Annotated in this window: 15 protein-coding genes and 2 pseudogenes; 10 read left to right on the top strand and 7 right to left on the bottom strand. The window is 44.7% G+C overall.

Going from position 1 to position 20,187, the window contains the following annotated elements; genetic code table 11:
• A pseudogene (locus tag IQ257_RS05085) lies at positions 1-277 on the bottom strand (hypothetical protein); the annotation flags it as partial.
• A gap of 289 nt (positions 278-566) precedes the next feature.
• On the opposite strand from IQ257_RS05085, the gene IQ257_RS05080 reads away from it, so the two are divergent.
• The 4 genes from IQ257_RS05080 to IQ257_RS05065 all read left to right on the top strand — a co-directional run bounded on the left by IQ257_RS05080 (position 567) and on the right by IQ257_RS05065 (position 4,144).
• Positions 567-1,430 carry a PEP-CTERM sorting domain-containing protein gene (locus tag IQ257_RS05080; RefSeq protein ID WP_193872490.1) on the top strand — a complete coding sequence of 288 codons (864 nt, stop codon included), beginning with the start codon at positions 567-569 and terminating at the stop codon, positions 1,428-1,430.
• A 191-nt stretch (positions 1,431-1,621) separates the two neighbouring features.
• Complete coding sequence (locus IQ257_RS05075; RefSeq protein ID WP_193872491.1) at positions 1,622-3,310, top strand: hypothetical protein; 1,689 nt, start codon at positions 1,622-1,624, stop codon at positions 3,308-3,310.
• Between the two features lie 104 nt (positions 3,311-3,414).
• Entirely contained in the window at positions 3,415-3,765 is a 351-nt protein-coding gene (locus tag IQ257_RS05070; protein ID WP_193872492.1) for a DUF3082 domain-containing protein, read from the top strand.
• A gap of 124 nt (positions 3,766-3,889) precedes the next feature.
• The gene (locus IQ257_RS05065; RefSeq protein ID WP_193872493.1) at positions 3,890-4,144 is read left to right on the top strand and encodes a hypothetical protein; all 255 of its coding nucleotides are present in this window, start codon (positions 3,890-3,892) and stop codon (positions 4,142-4,144) included.
• Between the two features lie 10 nt (positions 4,145-4,154).
• Here the strand turns inward: IQ257_RS05065 and IQ257_RS05060 are convergent, their stop codons facing one another.
• A complete protein-coding gene (locus IQ257_RS05060) occupies positions 4,155-6,113 on the bottom strand; it encodes a phosphotransferase (RefSeq protein ID WP_193872494.1) in 1,959 nt (652 codons plus the stop codon).
• Positions 6,114-6,233: 120 nt separating this feature from the next.
• Positions 6,234-7,667, bottom strand: coding sequence for an S-layer homology domain-containing protein (locus tag IQ257_RS05055; RefSeq protein WP_193872495.1), 1,434 nt, complete (start codon positions 7,665-7,667; stop codon positions 6,234-6,236).
• Between the two features lie 384 nt (positions 7,668-8,051).
• Between IQ257_RS05055 and IQ257_RS05050 the strand changes: the two genes are divergently transcribed.
• Positions 8,052-9,572 carry a class I SAM-dependent methyltransferase gene (locus tag IQ257_RS05050; RefSeq protein WP_193872496.1) on the top strand — a complete coding sequence of 507 codons (1,521 nt, stop codon included), beginning with the start codon at positions 8,052-8,054 and terminating at the stop codon, positions 9,570-9,572.
• Positions 9,573-9,603: 31 nt separating this feature from the next.
• Positions 9,604-9,750, top strand: a pseudogene (locus IQ257_RS05045) (peptidase M28); the annotation flags it as partial.
• A gap of 2 nt (positions 9,751-9,752) precedes the next feature.
• On the opposite strand, the gene IQ257_RS31060 reads toward IQ257_RS05045, so the two are convergent.
• The gene (locus tag IQ257_RS31060) at positions 9,753-11,339 is read right to left on the bottom strand and encodes a hydantoinase B/oxoprolinase family protein (protein WP_193872497.1); all 1,587 of its coding nucleotides are present in this window, start codon (positions 11,337-11,339) and stop codon (positions 9,753-9,755) included.
• Positions 11,340-11,358: 19 nt separating this feature from the next.
• A complete protein-coding gene (locus tag IQ257_RS31055) occupies positions 11,359-13,458 on the bottom strand; it encodes a hydantoinase/oxoprolinase family protein (protein ID WP_193872498.1) in 2,100 nt (699 codons plus the stop codon).
• Positions 13,459-13,596: 138 nt separating this feature from the next.
• Between IQ257_RS31055 and IQ257_RS29790 the strand changes: the two genes are divergently transcribed.
• Entirely contained in the window at positions 13,597-13,770 is a 174-nt protein-coding gene (locus tag IQ257_RS29790) for a hypothetical protein (RefSeq protein WP_228060437.1), read from the top strand.
• A 38-nt stretch (positions 13,771-13,808) separates the two neighbouring features.
• Here the strand turns inward: IQ257_RS29790 and IQ257_RS05025 are convergent, their stop codons facing one another.
• Positions 13,809-15,662: an ABC transporter substrate-binding protein gene (locus IQ257_RS05025; protein ID WP_193872499.1), complete on the bottom strand. Its 1,854-nt coding sequence runs from the start codon at positions 15,660-15,662 to the stop codon at positions 13,809-13,811.
• Positions 15,663-15,937: 275 nt separating this feature from the next.
• Here IQ257_RS05025 and IQ257_RS05020 point away from each other — a divergent pair, with 275 nt between their 5' ends.
• Both IQ257_RS05020 and IQ257_RS05015 read left to right on the top strand, forming a co-directional pair.
• On the top strand, positions 15,938-16,504 hold the full coding sequence (locus IQ257_RS05020; RefSeq protein WP_193872500.1) for a sugar O-acetyltransferase: 567 nt from the start codon (positions 15,938-15,940) through the stop codon (positions 16,502-16,504).
• A gap of 321 nt (positions 16,505-16,825) precedes the next feature.
• Positions 16,826-17,572 (top strand): hypothetical protein, encoded by a 747-nt coding sequence (locus IQ257_RS05015; protein ID WP_193872501.1) that lies wholly within the window; start codon positions 16,826-16,828, stop codon positions 17,570-17,572.
• Positions 17,573-17,665: 93 nt separating this feature from the next.
• On the opposite strand, the gene IQ257_RS05010 is transcribed toward IQ257_RS05015, so the two are convergent.
• Positions 17,666-18,577, bottom strand: a complete 912-nt coding sequence (locus tag IQ257_RS05010) for a ribonuclease D (RefSeq protein WP_193872502.1) — start codon at positions 18,575-18,577, stop codon at positions 17,666-17,668.
• 238 nt (positions 18,578-18,815) lie between these two features.
• Here IQ257_RS05010 and IQ257_RS05005 point away from each other — a divergent pair, with 238 nt between their 5' ends.
• Positions 18,816-20,177 (top strand): tetratricopeptide repeat-containing serine protease family protein, encoded by a 1,362-nt coding sequence (locus IQ257_RS05005; protein WP_193872503.1) that lies wholly within the window; start codon positions 18,816-18,818, stop codon positions 20,175-20,177.
• Positions 20,178-20,187: the final 10 nt, after the last annotated feature.

Raw genomic sequence — 20,187 nt, 5'->3', positions numbered from 1 at the left:
CAGCTCCCCCGCTCCCCTGCTCCTCTGCCTTTGAATGCCGCCTCAGGAGCGATCGCACATTACTCTTCGTGACTTTTTCCCCAAATGCCTCTGAGAGAAGCTGCCATAATCTGAAACCCACATCTTTGATGTAACTGGCATCATAACCTGCGTTTTCAGCTATCTCTGGATAGGTTTTCTTTTCCCAGGCTTCTCGAAACACTAGTTCTTGCAGATCGTTGAGACGCCCTGGCTTCAGGACTGTATCTAGGATGGCTAAAGCTTCTTCAACAGTCATCTCTATAAAAGCACCTCAAACTTGCTGTTCTGACTCGATCTGACTTTTCCAGACTGTTACCCATCAGTTTGCGGGAATGTCAGGCAATAATCAATCAAAAACCCACGACTTTTTATGACTTTTTCTTACGGTCAAACTGATGCAGCTTATTTACAGTGGTTTTAGAGGTCAATCAAATCTCTTAAATTTCCGTAAGAGAGATGACTAATTTGGCTCTATTTCCCTAACGAGATGACCGGAAAACCAAACGGCTAGGCTCAAATCACCACTTTGGAAGAAAGGAAACACTATGTTTAAGGGATTCTACCAGTCAGCCACCATTGCCTTAGCAACCTTGCTGCTGACACCAACGACTACCCTCGCGGCAGCGATTACCTTTGCTGATGCTGGAGCAGATGCTGCTTCAATTCAAGATACCGTTGACGATTTCCGAGCGGCTGTGGGTGAGCCCAATAATGGTAATGCAGTTGGTCCTATAAAGGGAGGACGCCGCCAGATTGACTGGGATGGCAGACCTGGTGCTGCGGCTCCTTTTGATATGCCTGCTGATTTCTTCAATGCGATTGTTCCTCGCGGTACGGTCTATGATACCCCTGGTTCTGGTTTTCAAATCAGCGGTGCTGATGGCGACCCCAACAACATCGCAGATGATGAAAATTTTGGTAACATCAACCCAACTTACGCAGGTATCTTCAAGACGTTCAGTGCTGAGAAACTGTTTACAACAATAGACAGCAATATTTTGGATGTAAACTTCTTCGTTCCCGGTACTGACAGGCGAGCAGCAGTGAGTGGGTTTGGAGCAGTCTTCACCGATGTAGATTTGCCGGATACCACCACGATTGAGTATTACGACCTCAAGGATAATCTGTTGTTCAGTGATTCTGTACTGACAGCCGACAATGGACTCTCATTCCTTGGTGTATTGTTTGATGAAGGCGAACAAATTGGTCGGGTACGGATTACTAATGGTAATGCGGCGTTGAGTGCCGACAATTTTGATGGCAATGGTGTTGATGTAGTGGCGATGGATGATTTTATTTTCAGCGAACCCGAAGCTGTACCCGAACCATCCTCTTTGCTAGGGCTTTTGTTGGCTGGTATCCTGCCTCTAATGGGTTGGAGACGACGCCAAGGTAGGCACGATGCTTAAGAGTTGTTTATTTAAAACTTGCATCTAATCGTCTCAATCATCGTTTACCCCCCTAGCCCCCCTTATTAAGGGGGGGAATATCAGGATAAACATTGGAAGATAGCAGAGATGGAGGAGTGGCTTCCTTCTCTTTGCGCAGAGAGGGGTTAGAGGAGAAGTTAACTAAACCGTATTGCTCTATAGGTGCTGTTATGTATCGCCTCCTTTTCACTTTCACTCTACTCGTCGTTCTAGTCCTATCGCAGTATTTCATAGAACCCCCAAAACTAACAGTAGCTGCCCAGTTAAATAGGGATCTTAGTGAATCTGTCGAACCCACGGCACCCTTATTTGATAATCTCGGCAACCACCATCATCCAATTTCAACTAAAGTCCCATTAGCCCAGCGCTACTTTGATCAAGGACTCATACTGACTTACGGGTTCAACCACGCTGAAGCTACACGCTCGTTTCAAGAGGCAGTAAGACTTGACCCGGATTGTGCTATGTGTTATTGGGGAGTGGCACTCGTTCTCGGACCTAACATTAACGCAGCGATGGATTCAGAGGCTGTGCCAGAAGCTTGGAATGCACTCCAGAAGGCACTTGAGCTGAGTCAAAATGCTAGCGAGAAAGAAAGAGCCTATATTGAGGCGTTGGCAAAGCGTTATTCTTTAAAACCTGTTGAGGATCGCTCGGGACTTGATGGTGCCTATGTCAATGCGATGCGAGAGGTGGCGCAACGCTATCCAGAGGATTTGGATGCTGCTACCTTATTCGCAGAAGCGATTATGGATACCAGTCCTTGGGATTACTGGACAGAAGACGGCGAACTCAAGCCAGAAGCTAGTGAACTTCTGACTACCATTGAGTCGGTGTTGGAGCAAAATCCTAATCATCCGGGTGCAAACCACCTGTACATTCATGCAGTCGAGGCATCTCCCAATCCTGCTCGGGGTATCGTTAGTGCTGATCGCTTGGGGAATCTGGTTCCGGGTGCCGGACATCTGGTTCATATGCCGTCGCACATCTACATCCGAGTCGGGCGCTATCATGATGCCGCGATCGCTAATCAACAAGCCATTAAAGCTGACCAAGACTATGTTACCCAGTGCCACGCTCAAGGAATCTACCCCCTAGCTTACGTCCCGCACAACCATCATTTTCTCTGGGCAAGTGCCTTGATGGAAGGGCAAAGCGAATTAGCCATTCAAGCTGCCCGTGATGTAGCCGCAATGGTGGATCAGGAGATGATGCGCCAACCTGGATACGAAACGCTTCAGCATTACTACTCTATCCCGCTTTACGCCCTGACTCGATTTGGCAGATGGGATGAGATTCTGGCACAAAGCACACCCGCTGATGATCTAAAGTATCCTATAGGGGTTTGGCATTATGCTCGCGGGCTGGCATTCACCGCGAAAAGTCAGTTCAAGGCAGCCGCAGAGGAACTCGAACAAGTAAACGCGATCGCTGCTGACCCTATTCTAGAAACGGTCACAATTTGGGATATTAACAACACCGCCAGTTTGATGAAAATTGCTTCTGAGGTTTTAGCGGGTGAGTTAGCAGCTAAACAAGAGGATTATAAAAAGGCGATCGCACATTTAGAAACGGCAGTGAGTCTGGAAGACGCCCTCAAGTATGATGAGCCTGAAACCTGGTACTATCCAGTACGACAATCCCTAGGTGCAGTCTTGCTGCAAGCGGGTCGAGTCGCCGATGCTGAGAGGGTATACCGGGAAGATTTGGCAGATCACCCGAACAATGGTTGGGCGCTGTTCGGACTGGTGAAAAGCCTGAATGCACAGGGTAAGACTGAGGCAGCTAGAGTGGAGGAAAAGCGCTTTGAGGAAGCGTGGAAGTATGCGGATGTAACCCTTACTGCTTCGAGATTTTAATGGGTTTTCTTGAGTAAAGGAAAAGGTTCACGCTAAAAGGGAGAAGGGAATTGAGATGGCAGATGCTTCTTTCCCTTTTCCCTGTTATTGTGACTGATAAACCTATGACGAATCCACTCCCCCCAACCCATCAAGATACCCAGCTTGCTGATACAACTCAGACACTACCCGGTCCGTTGCGCTGTTTGTCAGCAGCGTTCATTTCTGGAGGATTTGCAACAGCCCTTTACTTCCTCACCCGTTCGATTGCTCAAACCTTCGCCAACAAACCCCTGCCTTCTAGCAACATGACAGCCATTAATATTTCGATCGCGGTTCGGACGTTAGTCGTTGGCATTAGCACCCTTGCCACCGCTGTTTTTGGTATTGTAGCGGTGGGTTTAGTGGCATTAGCAATTCAAGTATCGGTGCAACGGCTGAAAAACCGTGTGGCTTCACCGTCTGATAACTCCTAAGGTTACTGATCCGTAATTCTTGGGAAGAAAAAACAACCATGGCAGTGGCACCCTCGGTTTTTACGGTTCTCTTGGGCAATTAAAAGTTTTAGTCTCTATGTATCGACTTAGAAAGAGCCAGGATATGCAACTATATAACAGCCCACTTGATAAAAACATCTTCTCTTCTCAAACTGAGGCACTACGCGATCGCCTTTTGGGATGGGACAGCCCCACCCAGGAACAACTTCAAGATATTGCCATGGTTGAATGGCTTTGGGGACGGCTTTTGGACTCTCTCTTAGAGGTTTGCCCTGCTAATCGCGAACAGGAACAGGCGATTCTCCATTTAGAAAGTGTGCGGGAATGGACACGAAAGTCAATTATCCGAGGTTCTTGACACTCCTGCCTTATGCTCCAAAAGCAGTTAAAAATACGTCTACGGCTTCAGCCGTTTCCTCAAGATCGGCTACTAAGGTCGATCTGAAGTCAGGATGATCTTGGGCGCGGTTAACGCGCCATAGGGCTAGCGTCACCTGTTGAGCCGCTAAAAATAGTTTGAGGTGGGGGAGTTGGGCTTCTGGAAAAGTGCGAACCTGGGTATAGCCGTGGAGCAAATGGTCTAAACAGTTGGAATATTGGGGATCGGTAGAGAAATCGTTTAAAAACCGCGCTAAGTCGTAGCCCCAATAGCCAAAGCCGCAATCGGCGAAGTCAATAACGCCAATGTCTTCCCCGTGAATGAGCAAGTTGCCCAGCCAAAAGTCCCCATGAATCAGACCAAATTGTTCTTTGTCTTCTCCCAGGGAAGCCATCACGGTTTTGACCTGGGCGCTCACGGACTCAAACAGGCGGCGATAGGGCTGGGGTGTTAACTCCCACACGCGATCGCCATCATCGCTATAGCCCGCCCCTTTGCCAAAGAGTCCGTTCCAGTTCCAACAGGGGCGGGTGAACGCTCCAGGCACCGACCACTGTGCAGCATGGTGATGCAGTGTCCCTAGCAACCGACCGATCGCGATCAGGGTTTGCGGCTGTGAGCGTTCGGCACGGGGGAGATCGACCAGCGATCGCCCCTTGACCCAGCCGGTGAGAGAACAGATGCGCGGCTCCGATATGCCCAGCACCTGCCCTGAAGAATACAAGGTTTTCTCTAAAGTCGGTAGGGGCACAGGGACACGGATTTGCGTCTTGTGATGCAAATGGGTCAACCAATGCAGCTCCGATTCAATCGCTGCCGGAGAGAGGTAGTGGGATCGGTGAATTCTCAAAATGAAGTGATTGGGGGCAGTGGGGCAATCACCTAAATCTGTTTCTAGCGATAACATCCTGGAGCCTTTCACCGAGAAGACGGTGTTATCTCCATGGGAAATGAGCTGCACATCGGCTTGCTTAAAACCGTATTGCGGGAGTACAGTTTTTGCTAATTTTTTCAACTGTTGAGCCTGCTCTTTGGAGGTCAGTTCAACAAAGTTTTTCTGGGTAGGACTTTGACGCAGTTGAGGTTCTAAAGAATGATTTGCCCTCAGAATTTCCCGTTGTCTGACAAATAGGAACTTGTATGACTGAGGAACTTTATCATACTCCCGTTGTGTGATCGAAAGTCGAGATTGCTGTTCATAATTGACGGCTTCTTGGAACCAAGACCGATAGTAAATAATGTAGAGAATGGGTCGCACCAGATTTGATACATTTGGCGTGCCGCCGTGCAAAAGCTGGTAATCCATTAAATAACAAGACCCCGTGGACAATAAAGGGATGGAAGAGTCTTTCATCGCCATTTTTTGTTCACACGAAACTCTGTGACTACCTTTCCAAAGGCGGGTTGAGCCCGTTTCTGGGGTCAAGTCTACTAAGGGTACCACAACGGTAATGGCAAAGCTGGGTAAATTCAGGGTTAAGGCTTCATCCTCAAAGAGGGGAGGATGATCGCGGTGGATGTGCTGCCCCAGCGCCCCCGGCAGAGAAATCACTGCCCCAAAACTGCCCAATACAAAGTCTGGTCCCAATAACCCCTTCATCAGGGAAAGCAATAAGGGGTTACCGTAGACAGTGGGATGATTAAAAGGCTCTTGAAAATCGACCGTCAGCATTTGTCGTTTATCACCCACTTTTAAAGCATCGTCATAGTCTTGATCCTCAAAGTAGGTTTGATATCGGGCGACAAACCCTTGATAGAACTGGCTAATCAATTCCTTAGAAAAAAGATGGTTGATCACCAGCACTCCATTCTCCTCAAACAATTCCTGAGCGACGGTAATTAACTCCCCATTCATTAACTCTTGGTGCGGCAAATTGGACGGCAAGTGAATGGCTGGAGGCTTATTTGAGTGGGTATTTTTATAAATTTTAACGGCGAAGGTGGACATTAGACTCTTTCTTCGAGCGGCACAGCACAAAACAGGAAAACATCAGAGCGAAGCCGCTGAGGATCGCCCTGACACTAAAAAATAGCTGTTAACCTACTGGGACGGCTGAAGCCATTTTGGTTAGTCGGCTAGATAGGAAGAATTCACGCTCTCAACCTGCCCGAGGCTAGCCAAGGCTTGGTACACCAGACTACAGGTTTCGGCGCGGGAAATCACCTTGCTGAGATTCAAGCTGGACGCATTGGGATAGTTCACCAAAACGCCTTTTTGCACTAGAGCAGCAATGTAGGGGCGATATTCGGTTGGGATGGTGTTGGCATCAGTGAATTGGCTCAGGATTGTGTTGATGCTACTGCTACTAGACACCTCGGTGTAGTTCAATCCTTTGGCGATCGCCACCAAGACATCGAGCTTTGTGAAAGCCCGATCGGGATTGAGTCCGTTCGCAATATCATTAATAAAGCCCATGGCGTAGGCTTTCTGAAGGTCGTTATAAGCCCAGTAGTTACTGGAGAGGTTGCGAATGGAAACCACTTGTCGCACTGAAGAGACATTGAAAGCGCGACTGACGATGGCAGCGAAATGGGACTGAGTCAAAGCATCATTGGGTCGGAAGCTGCCACCTGGGAATCCTTGAATGACTTTCATGGAAACCAGCCGATAGATGTAAGTACTCGCCCAGTGGGTTCTACTGACATCGGTAAAGGTGCTGACGGTTTCGTCATCAAAGATTTGCATCAGGGTTTCACCGTCGGCGGTATTTGTAAGCTCACCTCCGCTGGTTGTGCTGCCTTGAATCAAGACATTGCTGCCCTTTTTAGCTTTCTTTGCCTTTTTCCCAATCCGGCACTTGCCGCCTTTATTTTGGGAAACCATAATATAGGCTTCGTCGTCGTCATCAACGGTACCTGTGACGACGGCGTAGCTGCTGGATTGAGTGGTTTGTTGGCGGCGATATTGGAAGGTCAGTTCCCTAGATTGAGCATTGGTGACGACCAGACTGCCGACATTGGCTCCCGTCGCGGTTGCTCCTGGGGCGTCGGGGGAGTATTCAATCACTTGCAGGGCTGATTCTCCCGACATAAAGGCGGTTTCATCTTCAAAAATCTGAATTAAGGTTTCGGAGCGAGTCTCACTCACCACGGTGAATTCAGATCCCGCGATCGCAGTACCCTGGAAAAAGACTTCGCAACTCCGTTTTGAAGCTTTAGCCTTCTTGGCTTTCTTCGCCTTTTTAGCCTTCTTAGCTTTCTTAGCCTGTTTTGCCTTCTTCATCTTCTTGCCCTGCTTATTTTCAGCATCGGCAACCGTGTAGGCTTCATCGCCTTCTTCAGAGGTGACGTACTCAAATGTGAGTGCCTTGGGTTTGGCAAAATTTTGGGCTTCCCTTGTTTTCGTTGGCGTTCCCAGTTCAGGGGTCTTTGAGAGGTCGGTGGCTTCACTAAAGTCAACGGTGGCAATCTGAGCCATTACACTCACTGGACTGCTGGCAGCAAATCCGGCACAGAGGACAAGACACCGAAAAACCTTAAACCGTAAAGATTTAGTAGCCATAAAAGATAAACCGTTAGATTGTTGTTGGAACCATTAGATTGTTTTTGGAAACCCTGAATAAGTGAAGTAGATATCCGGCAAGTATAAACTCGGCGCAACTGAATGGCAAAATTTAACACAATTAATTACTAGCGTTAGCGATACCTATCCGGATCAACACAGGAGTTGCGTGTTAGGTTTCTTTGGGCAGAAGGCAATACCTGATCGCCCTTTTAGGTGTAGACCCGCTTGAGGAGAGTATATGTATACCTGGATTTGAAGGGCTTCACACTTGCAAACTATTCCGGTGCGTCACCGATCCGTTAGATAGACGAACTGCCAGCGTTAGTGCCAACAAGTCTGCCGCAGAACTGCTTTGTCCCAGAACCTTATCGATATAGTAATATGCAAAATTGGACTCATGGCTACATTTCAGATGTCAGCTATGACTACAGCTTCTTTCCCGAACTCTCTCCCACCAGCATTGCGTTTAATCTCCTTGATGGGAGATGTTTTCCGCCTGGGCTAGAAAAATTCACCTATTGTGAACTCGGCTGTGGTCAAGGATTTACTACCAATATCCTGGCTGCCACTAACCCCCAAGGGGAGTTTTGGGGCATGGACTTTAACCCAACCCATACGGCAGAAGCGCAACGCCTCGCCAATGCTGCCCAACTAAAAAACATCCATTTTTCTGACCACAGCTTTGCTGAGTTTATAGAGGCTGACACCCCCCCATTTGATTTCATTACCCTGCATGGGGTGTATTCCTGGATTGGGGATGAAAACCGCCGCAACATCGTCAATTTACTCCGGCAAAAACTGAAGGTGGGTGGGGCAGTTTATATTAGCTACAATACCTTGCCCGGTTGGTCGGCGCTCATGCCCCTGCGGGAGTTGATGTTGCAATCTCCCAGCAAAACCGGAGATTCTAGCTTGCAAAGGGTTGAAGCTGGTATGGCGTTTGCCCAGCAACTCCATGCTATGAAGGCGCGATATTTTTTGGAAAACCCCACTGTTAAGGCTGACCTGGATGCCATGGCAGGGGATTCTCGCAACTACCTAGCCCACGAATACTTCAACCAGAATTGGCGACCGCTCTACCATTCTGAAGTGGTTGAACAATTGGCTGATGCGAAGTTAACGTTTACCATTTCAGGGGATATTGACGATCAGTTTTACAACTTCAAATTGACGGATGATCAGTTGAATGTGTTGGCAGATATTCCTGATATCACACGACGGGAAACTATTCGCGACTTTTTGTTTAATACTCGATTTCGCCGCGATCTGTTTGTGAAAGGTCCGGTCAAACTCACGGCTTTAGAGCAAGTCGAGCTACTCAGTAATTTTCGCTTTGCCTTAATAATTGACCCCGAAGAGATGGAGTACGAAGTGGACTTGGTTGGTCGCCCGATTAAGCTGGATGAGCCGATTTATCAGCCGATCATCAGTGCCCTGGCTGAACAACCCAGAACCCTGCGAGAGTTGATGGGGCATACCGACCTCAAACGGTTGGAGTTTGCAACCATTCTTCAAGCCCTGAAGATTTTGATCTCGACTTATCATGTCACCCCAGCTTTACCGGCAGAGGAAGAGGATTATCGTAGAGAAACAGTTATAGGGCTGAATCGAGCCATTCTCAAACGGGCGCGGTTTGGCGCGGATACCCAGATATTAGCTTCACCTGTGACGGCAAGTGGGATTGATATCAGCCGACCTGAGCAACTTTTTCTGTTGGCGTATTTACGCAAGGCTGATCTTGTCCAATTTGTCTGGAGCATTCTGCAAGTCCAGGGGGAAAAACTCATCAAAGAAGACCAGGTTTTGGAATCGCCAGAAGCTAACCAAGCGGAGTTGAAAGCCCAAGCTCAAAACTTTATGGAGCAGCGCTTGCCTTTATTTCAACGCCTCGGCTTGATCTAGGCTGCTAGTAAGTACTTGGATGGAATTATTTAGGGGTTATCGGGCAATGATGTTAACGGACACGGCGTTTATGCGGAATCCTCACTACCATCAGCCGAGCGATCGCATTGATACCCTTGACTTAGATTTTCTCACCGGAGTCTGTCGTGGCTTAATCACTGGTATTCAAACTCTCTGATTTCAAGAAGTTGTACCAAATCCACCTCCGCCAGGAGTTTCTATCACAAAAACATCTCCAGGTTTCATCTCTACTGTTGCCGTGCTATCTAAATTCTCTTCGGTTCCATCCTGACGTTGTATCCAGTTGCGTCCTACAATTCCTGCTTCCCCGCCCTTTAATCCAAAAGGACGAACAAGCCGATGACTAGAGAGAATATTAGCTGTCATGGGTTCATTAAACCGGATGCGGCGAATCACTCCATTGCCGCCAGAGTGTTTACCTTTACCCCCACTATCGGGACGAATACTATAACTTTTTACCTGTACGGGATAACGGGTTTCTAAAACTTCTGGATCGGTCAAACGGGAGTTAGTCATGTGGGTATGAACAGCATCCGTGCCATCAAAGTTAGCCCCTGCCCCAGAACCCCCACAGATAGTTTCATAATATTGATATTGCTCATTACCAAACGTAAAATTATTCATCGTACCCTGAGAAGCCGCCATCACACCCAAAGCACCATATAAAGCATCGACAATCGTTTGAGACGTTTCTACATTACCCGCTACGACTGCTGCCGGATAGGTTGGGTTCAGCATACAGCCAGAAGGGATGATAATTTCTAGAGGGTTAAGACATCCGGCATTGAGGGGAATATTATCATCAACCAGAGTTCGGAAGACATATAAGACGGCAGCTTGAGTGACGGCTTTGGGCGCATTAAAGTTACTGTTGAGTTGCTCCGATGTTCCAGTGAAATCAATAGTAGCCCTGCGATTTTCTCGTGCGATCGTTACTTTGACTTGAATTCGTGCCCCGTTATCCATTTCGTAGCTAAATGAGCCATCCTTGAGAATATCAATTGCCCGTCTTACTGCCTCCTCAGCATTGTCTTGCACAAATTTCATGTAAGCTTGGACTGTCTCAAGTCCATATTGAAAAACCATTTTGTTGAGTTCTTGAACTCCCCTTTCATTAGCGGCAATTTGTGCTTTAAAATCCGCTATATTTTGGTCAGGGTTACGGGCAGGATAAGTATAGTTTAAAAGGACGCCTCGTACTGCGGTTTCTTGAAATTTTCTTTGTTCAACCAAGAGAAAGTTATCAAAAAGAATTCCTTCCTCTTCTATCATAGTGCTATGGGGAGGCATGGAACCGGGAGTGATTCCACCGATATCAGCTTGGTGTCCGCGAGAAGCAACATAGAAAAGGGGAGTAGGAAATCGGGAATCGGGAGTCGGGTATGCCATATTTTCTCCACTTCCCAGAAATACAGGGGTAATTGCTGTTACATCAGGAAGATGAGTTCCTCCATTATAAGGATTGTTGGAGAGATACACATTTCCTGGTTCTATGGTATTGCCTTTATCCTTAATTAAACTGCGGACACTTTCGCTCATTGAGCCTAAATGTACGGGAATATGGGGAGCATTAGCGACTAATAAGCCAGAGGCATCAAAAATAGCACAAGAAAAATCAAGTCTTTCTTTGATATTTACCGATGCTGCCGTATTTTGCAGCACAATCCCCATTTGTTCTGCAATAAACTGATAGAGGTTTTTGAAGATTTCTAAGCGAACGGGGTCGGGTTGAGATAGTGTGGACATTTTTGATTCCTAAAAATTCCTAATAAACACGCTTTAAGATTAGATGATTGCGTTCAGTCAGTCTCGCTTCCCAGTTAGGTTCAACTACAATTGTGCTAATTTTTTCGACGATAATTGCAGGTCCGCTAATCCGATCGTCCGGTTGTAGGTTTTCCCGTTGATAAACGGGAGTATCATGCCATTGGTTGGCAGTAAACATCTGTACTATTTCAACAGGGGTGGGGGGTTCATCAAGAGGACGAGTGCGAGTCATTAAAGCTTCTTCGGGAGTATCCATTTTCTGAATAACTTCTACTGAAGCAGATTCAGCAATTAAGGCTTTTTCAGATTGAATGAAACCGTAACGAGATTTATGTTCAATCTCAAATTCTTGTCGCATCACTGCCACATCCCAGGTAAAGTCAACCGTTAAGGTAGAATTAGTTCCTTCATATTTCAAATTCACTTTTCGGATAACTTCCTCTCCACGGCTTGCTTCATCTACGGTAAGTTCACTTCTCACTTTGGTTTCTAAAGACTCCATTAACTGCTGTAATTGAGGGATTGATTCTGGAGTGAGAGGTCGTTCTACAGCCTCTTCTCTGATTGTTCGGACATCGGCTAATCCCATTCCATAAGCTGAGAGAACGCCAGCATAAGGATGCAGAACTATCGTTTTCATCCCCAATGTATTGGCAATTAAACAAGCAACTTGTCCGCCTGCCCCACCAAAACAACAAAGGACATATTGAGTGACATCATAACCCCGTTGTAAACTAATCTTTTTAATGGCGTTTGCCATATTTTCTACGGCAATAGCAATAAATCCAGCAGCGACTTGTTCAGTAGTGCGGGAATTTCCTGTGGCAGATTCAATGTCTTGAGCTAATTGGGTAAATTTCTGAATGACAATCTCTTTATCTAAAGGCAAATTGCCATCTATTCCAAAGACAGAGGGAAAATAGTGAGGATGAATTTTACCTAACATGACATTGGCATCTGTAACTGCTAGCGAACCACCACGGCGATAACAAGCAGGTCCAGGGTTTGAACCAGCCGATTCAGGACCCACCCGATAACTAGAACCATCAAAAAATAGAATTGAACCACCGCCAGCCGCAATCGTATTAATGGCTAATACAGGAACTCGCATTCGCGCCCCAGCAATTTCTGAATCGAGTTGTCGTTCATACTCTCCTTTGAAGTGGGCAACATCTGTACTAGTTCCACCCATATCAAAGGTAATGACTAACTCGAAACCTGCTCTTTTGCTGGTTTGTACTGCGCCGACAATACCCCCAGCCGGACCACTCAAAATACTATCTTTTCCTTGGAATTGTGCGGCTGCGACTAAACCCCCATCAGATTTCATAAACATTAGTCTGACTCCGGGTAGCTGACTGGCGACTTGGTTAACATAGCGACGCAGAATGGGAGTTAAATAAGCATCGACGACGGTTGTATCTCCTCGGCTGACCAGTTTCATTAATGGACTCACTTGATGGGATACTGAAATTTGAGTAAATCCAATTTCTTTGGCGAGTTGGGCAACTTGTTGTTCGTGTTCAGGATAGCGATAGCTGTGCATGAAAACAATTGCACAACTTTTAATTCCTGTATTGTAAACGGCTTGTAAGTCTTTTTTGAATTCTTCAATATTTACCGGAACTAATTCCTGCCCGTTAGCATCGTAGCGTTCCTCTACCTCAATGACCTGCTCATAAAGCATCGTTGGTAAAATGATATGACGGGCAAAAATGTCAGGGCGGTTCTGATAGCCAATTTGCAGGGCATCTTTAAACCCTTTGGTAATCAGGAGTACAACGCGATCGCCTTTTCGTTCTAACAGCGCATTCGTTGCAACTGTTGTCCCCATTTTTACGACTTCTATTTCTGCTGTCGGAATAGGTTCATTACCTGAAATACCCATGATATCCCGAATACCTTGAATCGCAGCATCTTGATACTGTTCAGGATTCTCTGAAAGTAATTTATAGACAATAACCCATTGCCCTTTGGGAAGGGGAACTATTAAAAAACGTTCGGGATGATTGGAGAGGTTGTTTGCGATCGCTTGATTATCGGTAACAGCAACAAGGTCAGTAAATGTACCACCCCGGTCAGCAAAAACTTTCAACATTACTCTATATCCTCTGCGGGTCTAACGGTAGAATAACAGAGGGCTTTGAAGTCTTTCTACTTCAGGTGTAGACTATTTTAACGACAGGTGTGATATTGAATAGCGTTCTGATGATCTAACCTTCAGTTTTCCTAAAGAATGATGAGTGCTGACGAAATCGAGCTATACGAACCGATCAACACTCTTAAACCGGTTGATGAGGGTATTTGGATTGTTGACGGACTCATTGTTATAATGGCAATGTATGGCACTCGAACTCATAAAAATCAAGTTTTGCTTGTAAATTCTGAAGGCTTTCAAGCGGTAGTCTAGTTAGTTTGAATATTTGTTGGCAGAAAGTTGCTTTTTAGTTAAAGTGCCCATTTCCATTTTTGCTGCTGTGCATTCCATTTTACCGCAACTATTTCTGTAGGTGGATTGATGCGATCGCCTGCTTCATCAAATTTGATATGTCCTGTAACTCCCTTCACTTCTCCTCTCTGTTTTTTGAAATATCGATCCATCTGTCTCAGTAAAACTTGACCGTCTTGGATCTGATATTTTTCTAAAACTCTCAGAATGATTAATACAGAGTCAAACGCTGTTGCACTCCGCCACGTCAAATTTTCTTCTCCCCATAATTGAGTACCGATTTGACAAAACATCTGGGCTATAAAATTAGAACTATTGCAGCCATTTTCGTGACTGTGCCAATGCCAAGGAATACAGGCTACAATTTGACACTCATCATGATTCATAAAATTAGACTGACTTTGCTCGTGAATCCAATGGAGAACATTCTTCTGGTAAAAAGTAGCTGAACCAGCAATTAGACAGGTTTTGAGATTCAATCGGCTAATCAATCCAGCATTATTAAGGGAATTCGGTTCAATTCCGCCATCGGGAATGATGATAATGATGTCAACCCCATCGTGTTGAATCTTTTGTAGATAAGCTTGGACTTGATAATAATCATTGCTGATATAACTACACTCTTCTAGAAAGATAAGCTGTTTTTCATACTGTTCTAAATACTCCCTAACTGTATTCCGGTATGAAGTACTATAAGTGCTATTTAGGTTGTAAATAACAGCAACTTTTATTTGACGATTTTTGGGGAATTTCCCTATTAAATAATCAGTCAATCCTTTAGCATTAATTTTATCGTGAGTCGTCAGCCGAAAAAAGGCTGAACGTTCACCCACAGATAAATGAGAAAGTTCATTGGATGTACTACTAGAGTTCACTAAAATTATTCCATTTTTAGAATAAAAATGCAGTGCATTTCTGGTCATTTCGCTAGAGTAGTGTCCGATGACAGCTATCAAGTTTAATTGAGGGACTAAATTCGCTAAATTTTCGGCTGTTTGGTTGTAGGGATCGTATAAATTATTAGGGTCATTGACAATGAGGATTCGTAAGGCTATTTGACAATCGGGATTATTGAAAATTCCAGTAAAGGATAGATTGGTATTGGGTTTTATTCCGTCTAAGCTTATTTCTTGCTCAAGGGAAGTTCTTTTAAAGCTTTGCAGATTCACCTGAAATTGAATCTGGGCAATTCCTTGCAAAATTTCAGCAGCAACTTGACCCTGATTATGATAAAAGGGGACAACTACAGCTAGGGTATATATTTTAATCCCCTTTTCTTCTAAAAGCGATTTTTTATCCTCGATTAAGCAGTTATTGATATAAATTAAAACTTCTGGATTACCCTTAGTACATAATTTCTTCTCGCTTCTCCAAGCCTGGGAAAAGCAGAGCAAGGCTTGATAGTAAAGTCCTTGTTGATAAAATTTCGCTCCTTCAATTTGAGATTTTACAATCTCTTGATTAGGAGGATAAATAAAAAATTGCCTTCCAAAACTTCCTTGAAAGTTATCACTATTTAACTGAGGAGCAGGATTCAATTTATAATTATTATCTGGATTGATTAAGAAATTGAGAATCCTTACCCAGTTACCAGCTATCTGCTCTTGATCAACCTGCATTAAATCAGCTATTCTAGGATAGATATAATTACTCAGTCTATCTCTAATATTTTGTCCAGATAAATCGGATAGATTCGCGATTTGCTGTCGAGAGTAGCCCAACAGAGATTGACAAATAATTTTTTTATCAAGTTCACTGAGCTTCCTTCTATTGGAAAGAGCATCTAGCCTCTCAAACAAAAGAACAATATTAATACCTAACTGTTCTATAACGTGCTGATAATCTTGACCCATATAAGCTCTCATAGCCTTTTTTTAAATGATAGTTTGATTCTCAGTTCAGGTTATCCTATGGGTGTGGAAAGATTTTCTACAGATATCGCTGCAAGCTCTATAGCCTCCTCGTCGGTTATTCAACCTGCTTGTAAATTTCAAGAATCAAACGGCTGTACCCAAATTAGGACACAAATGATTCTTCCGGATGAAGCCGTTGGGTGAAGCTCAAGTCCTCTTGCTGCTTGTATCCTAAGGACGTTAGATTCAAAAGGGAGGTTCTTATAAAAATTGCTATGGAAGACCTTCCGAAAACAGAAAAACAAAAGATGCTGGCAGGTGAACTCTATCTAGCATCTGACTCCGAATTAGTTGCCGAACATCAGCAAGCCTACCGACTGACTCGCCTCTACAACGCTACTACTGAAGAGGAAGTTGAGAAGCGAGTGCAGATATTGCAAGACTTATTTGCACAAGTCGGCACAAATCCCAACATCACTCCTACGTTCTACTGCGACTACGGCAGCAATATTTACGCAGGTGACAACCTCTACATGAACTATGGCTGCGTGATTCTAGACTGCAACACCGTTCACTTAGGAGACAACCTGCTATGCGATCCCTACGTGCAAATTTACACGGCTTACCATCCCACCAATCCCAACCTGCGCTTAACGGGTAGGGAACTCGCGGCTCCTATCACCATTGGCAATAATGTGTGGATTGGAGGGGGGGCAATTATCTGTCCAGGTGTAACGATTGGAGACAATACCACAATCGGGGCAGGTAGCGTTGTGGTTAAAAGTATTCCGGCTAATGTTGTGGCGGCTGGCAATCCCTGTCGTGTAATTCGATTGGCGTAGATAATGCCTCCTAGCAAAAAAGCAATACTTTAGTATCCCCCAATAGGCAGATTTAATATAATTATCTCTCCAGTATATTAGATTCAGATTAAACTTTGGTTAAGCTATCGTTAATCTGTAGTACATTAGAACGTTAAGAACCTAGTCAGTATCTTTCACACAGATAGACAAACATCCTGCCCCAAACCAAGAGACAGCGCTTTATAGGGGTAAGGTGAGCCTTGCCTACCTGTAGAGGCTCTGCATAATTTTAGCAAAAAGTTACTTCAATCTAAGAACGCAATCTAGTAGTCCTAACTAACGTATGAGGTATTTCATTCAGTGAAACTGAATCTAAATCTAAACCACTGGTCAACTCGGTTCTTATTTTTACTTTTAGCCACTGATTTAGTTTTTATTATCCTCCACATTATTTATCAGCACACCAGTTTTATTTCAAACTACAACTTTTCAATTGAAAAAGATCGAGGCTATGCAGAGCTATTTCAATACATTAAAGAATATTGGATTGCTATTTTATTGGCTTTTCTCGCCTACAAAAAACGGTCTTTACTTTATCTAAGTTGGTCTCTCCTGTTTCTGTATTTATTACTAGATGACTCTCTTGAGATTCATGAAACCGGAGGAAAAATTCTCAGCCAAAAACTATCTCTATTGCCTATGTTTAACTTACGAGCAGTGGATTTTGGTGAAATGCTCATGTCTGTTGGCGTAGGTTTATTTTTCTTTGTTTTAATTGCTATTGCCTATCGGTTTAGTGACTCTCTAGCCAGGAAGTCATCCAGGTATCTGATAATAATGCTTTGTTCTTTGGCTTTATTTGGGATAGTCATTGATATGGTTCACATAGCGTTTAAGTCTTCTTTGTTAAACTCCTGGCTTGGCTTGCTGGAAGATGGTGGTGAACATATAGTAATGAGTATCATTGCTGGGTTTGTTTTTCTTCTAGCCGAAGTTTCACAGTCAGAATATTCACCATTTCCATGGATTGGTCAAAAAGAGTATTTTCATAACAAATTTGAAGGAAAAGAAAGGAGGAGACAGGAGGAAATAAAGAGTGTAAAGTAAGCTTTTTAACTTTTTTCAACTGGAGATAGCCTTTCCTAGCGTCTTGAGTTACATTTAATTTTATTACCCACTCCCCATGCCCTTTTGTCAGATTCAAAATGGTAATTCTTCATTATCCTGTTCTTCGATTAACAGTCGCCAGTTGGTCGTTACCTCCTCTTCCACTGGCAGTTGCTCTATCGTCTCTCCCAGTTCTTTTTGCAAAGTTTTGGTCAGTTGCACCGACAAATCTAGCTCAATTCCTAGCTCTCGAGTGACGTTTGCTAGTTGGTTAAATGCCACTTTTTTGGTAGTCCGTGTTTGACTCGACAAGCGGAACCCATTAACTTCTTGGACATCTTGCGATCGCATAGCGGCTTTGAGCCGTTCTTTAAGTTGGGAAATTTCTGTATCCAGTTGCTTCCAGCGATGTTCGAGTTGCCGATATCGCAGGCTGAGGGCTTCGATATCTTCAATGTCAGGATCGGGGTGAATGAGTTGTAAAATCCGATGATGCACTTGCGCAACATAAACGGCATCCATCGCCGCGTAATGCAGTTGACTTGCACTCAAGGGACGTTTTCCCCAGTCTCCCCCTTGCTCAGTTTTATCCACATTGGGGAAGTGACAGAGTTGTTCGGCGAGGGTTTTGAGTTGAAAATTGGGTAGTGGCACTAGATAGTAGGGAATTTTTTTTGCCATTTCCAGGGTACAGGTGACATTTTTGGCGTTCCGCTTACCCAAAAATTTGAGATCGTAGTTGGCATTATGAAAAACCTTCTCAATCGCGGGATTGAGCATAATTTTTTCAATAAACTCATTGGCGAGTTCGGATTGGTTGAAGACATCTAAAACCGAAACTATTTCCCCTTGAATATCTGTTGAGTCATCTAAGACTTGAATTAAAGACAATTTGGGAGTTTCAGTTTTGTAGTCGGCGACTTCCGTATCCAACCACAGAATAGTAGATTGGCTGGAATTGGCGATCGCGGTTCTAATGTCTTCTGGTTTAGTCAAGTAGGGCATTAGAAAGGATTCGATTCGTTTGATATGCCCTTATTTTAATTGCCCAATTCGCTGATCGAGTTCTTGGGGTTTAAATTTTATCGCTGGATTGAGAAAATCGCTCTAAAGGCAGTAGGAATTGGAGGTGTACTGACAACACCTCAAGTTTAAAAAAAAATTCTAAACATCGGGGGTGTCCGCTGATGAGGGCGATAAAGTTGGAAGGGGTAGGCATTTACCAGATTTGGGTGTAACGCGAATGATTCAGACTCAGCTCTCAATAATTCTCAGGAATGCTACTCTTGTTGTAGTCCTGTCTCAAGTGGCTTGCGCTCCCAAAAAATTGATACAAGACACTCAGCCAGTATATAAGATAGCGGATAAAGTCACGGTTTTTATTGATGAGTGCAGTTCGGGTTCAGGAGTAATTTTTAAGAAGCAGGGAAAAACCTATTCTGTACTGACAGCGAGGCATATTGTTAGTAATGATAAGGATTGTCGAGTCATAACCCCAGACGGACAAGATCATTCGGCAAAAGCGGGCAAGTTTAAGCGCTATGAGGGTTTGGACTTGGCAGTGGTGCAGTTTGAGAGTTCCAACAACTACACTGTTGCTAAATTGGGCAACTCCGAAGAGGTGAGTATCGGCAAAATAGTTTACGTCGCTGGCACCCCGACGCCGAAGCAGGCACATCAAAAAACTCCTATTCAGGTGAGTGAAGGTGAAGTGATGAGTACACTGTCAGAGGAAAGGTTGGGCTATGCCTGGATTTACAACAATACCACCAAGGACGGGATGAATGGAGGACCGCTGCTGGATAAACAGGGTTTAGTCATTGGCATTCACGGGCGGCAAGATCGAGTTGATAACCATCGAAATTACGGTATTCCCATCCAGAGCTTTTTGACAGGGAAAGTCAGTCAAGATAAAAAAATCAGTCAAGTTAAAGCGGATGATTATTTAAAGCAAGGAATCACCCTTCACAACCAAGGAGATTACCAAGGAGCAATTGCAGCTTATAATCAAGCCATTGAGGTTGAACCCAACAATGCCAATGCCTATATCAGTCGGGGTAATACCCGTCGTAAATTAGGAGACTACCAGAAAGCGATCGCGGATTACGATTGGAGCATCCAGATTAATCCCTATCGTGCCAATGCTTTCTACCATCGCGGTATTGTCCGGGCTGAGTCGGAGGACTACCAGGGAGCGATCGCCGATTTCGATAAGGCTATTGAGATTAAATCGAATTATACCAGTGCTTATATTAATCGGGGTATTGTCCGCTACGAACTGGAGGACTTTCAAGGCGCGATCGCCGATTACAACCGAGCCATCGATATTGATACCAAAGAAGCCGATGCCTACGATAACCGGGGTATTATTCGCTACCAACTCAAGGACATGAAGGGAGCGAGCGCTGATTTCGATCAAGCGATCAAGATTGATTCTAACCATATCAACGCTTACTACAATCGGGGCATTGCCCGTCGCGAGATGGGTGATAAACAAGGGGCAATAAACGATTTTGAGAAAGCTGCCGAACTGTACGATCAGCAGGGGCAACTGAGCGAGCGGCTAGATGCCCTTGACCAAATCAGAACATTACAGGCACAGTAGAGACGTTATA

The sequence above is a fragment of the Coleofasciculus sp. LEGE 07092 genome, assembly GCF_015207375.1.
In the GTDB taxonomy this organism is placed as follows: Bacteria; Cyanobacteriota; Cyanobacteriia; order Cyanobacteriales; family Coleofasciculaceae; genus LEGE-07092.
Note: the sequence above shows the minus strand (reverse complement) of the source record. Positions and strands in the feature narration are given on the sequence as shown.

What these genes read in the sequence shown, in the direction of transcription:
- IQ257_RS05080 (WP_193872490.1), top strand. Translation starts at nt 567, where the DNA reads ATGTTTAAGGGATTCTACCAGTCAGCCACCATTGCCTTAGCAACCTTG.
- IQ257_RS05075 (WP_193872491.1), top strand. Translation starts at nt 1,622, where the DNA reads ATGTATCGCCTCCTTTTCACTTTCACTCTACTCGTCGTTCTAGTCCTA.
- IQ257_RS05070 (WP_193872492.1), top strand. Translation starts at nt 3,415, where the DNA reads ATGACGAATCCACTCCCCCCAACCCATCAAGATACCCAGCTTGCTGAT.
- IQ257_RS05065 (WP_193872493.1), top strand. Translation starts at nt 3,890, where the DNA reads ATGCAACTATATAACAGCCCACTTGATAAAAACATCTTCTCTTCTCAA.
- IQ257_RS05060 (WP_193872494.1), bottom strand. Translation starts at nt 6,113, where the DNA reads ATGTCCACCTTCGCCGTTAAAATTTATAAAAATACCCACTCAAATAAG.
- IQ257_RS05055 (WP_193872495.1), bottom strand. Translation starts at nt 7,667, where the DNA reads ATGGCTACTAAATCTTTACGGTTTAAGGTTTTTCGGTGTCTTGTCCTC.
- IQ257_RS05050 (WP_193872496.1), top strand. Translation starts at nt 8,052, where the DNA reads ATGCAAAATTGGACTCATGGCTACATTTCAGATGTCAGCTATGACTAC.
- IQ257_RS31060 (WP_193872497.1), bottom strand. Translation starts at nt 11,339, where the DNA reads ATGTCCACACTATCTCAACCCGACCCCGTTCGCTTAGAAATCTTCAAA.
- IQ257_RS31055 (WP_193872498.1), bottom strand. Translation starts at nt 13,458, where the DNA reads ATGTTGAAAGTTTTTGCTGACCGGGGTGGTACATTTACTGACCTTGTT.
- IQ257_RS29790 (WP_228060437.1), top strand. Translation starts at nt 13,597, where the DNA reads ATGATGAGTGCTGACGAAATCGAGCTATACGAACCGATCAACACTCTT.
- IQ257_RS05025 (WP_193872499.1), bottom strand. Translation starts at nt 15,662, where the DNA reads ATGGGTCAAGATTATCAGCACGTTATAGAACAGTTAGGTATTAATATT.
- IQ257_RS05020 (WP_193872500.1), top strand. Translation starts at nt 15,938, where the DNA reads ATGGAAGACCTTCCGAAAACAGAAAAACAAAAGATGCTGGCAGGTGAA.
- IQ257_RS05010 (WP_193872502.1), bottom strand. Translation starts at nt 18,577, where the DNA reads ATGCCCTACTTGACTAAACCAGAAGACATTAGAACCGCGATCGCCAAT.
- IQ257_RS05005 (WP_193872503.1), top strand. Translation starts at nt 18,816, where the DNA reads ATGATTCAGACTCAGCTCTCAATAATTCTCAGGAATGCTACTCTTGTT.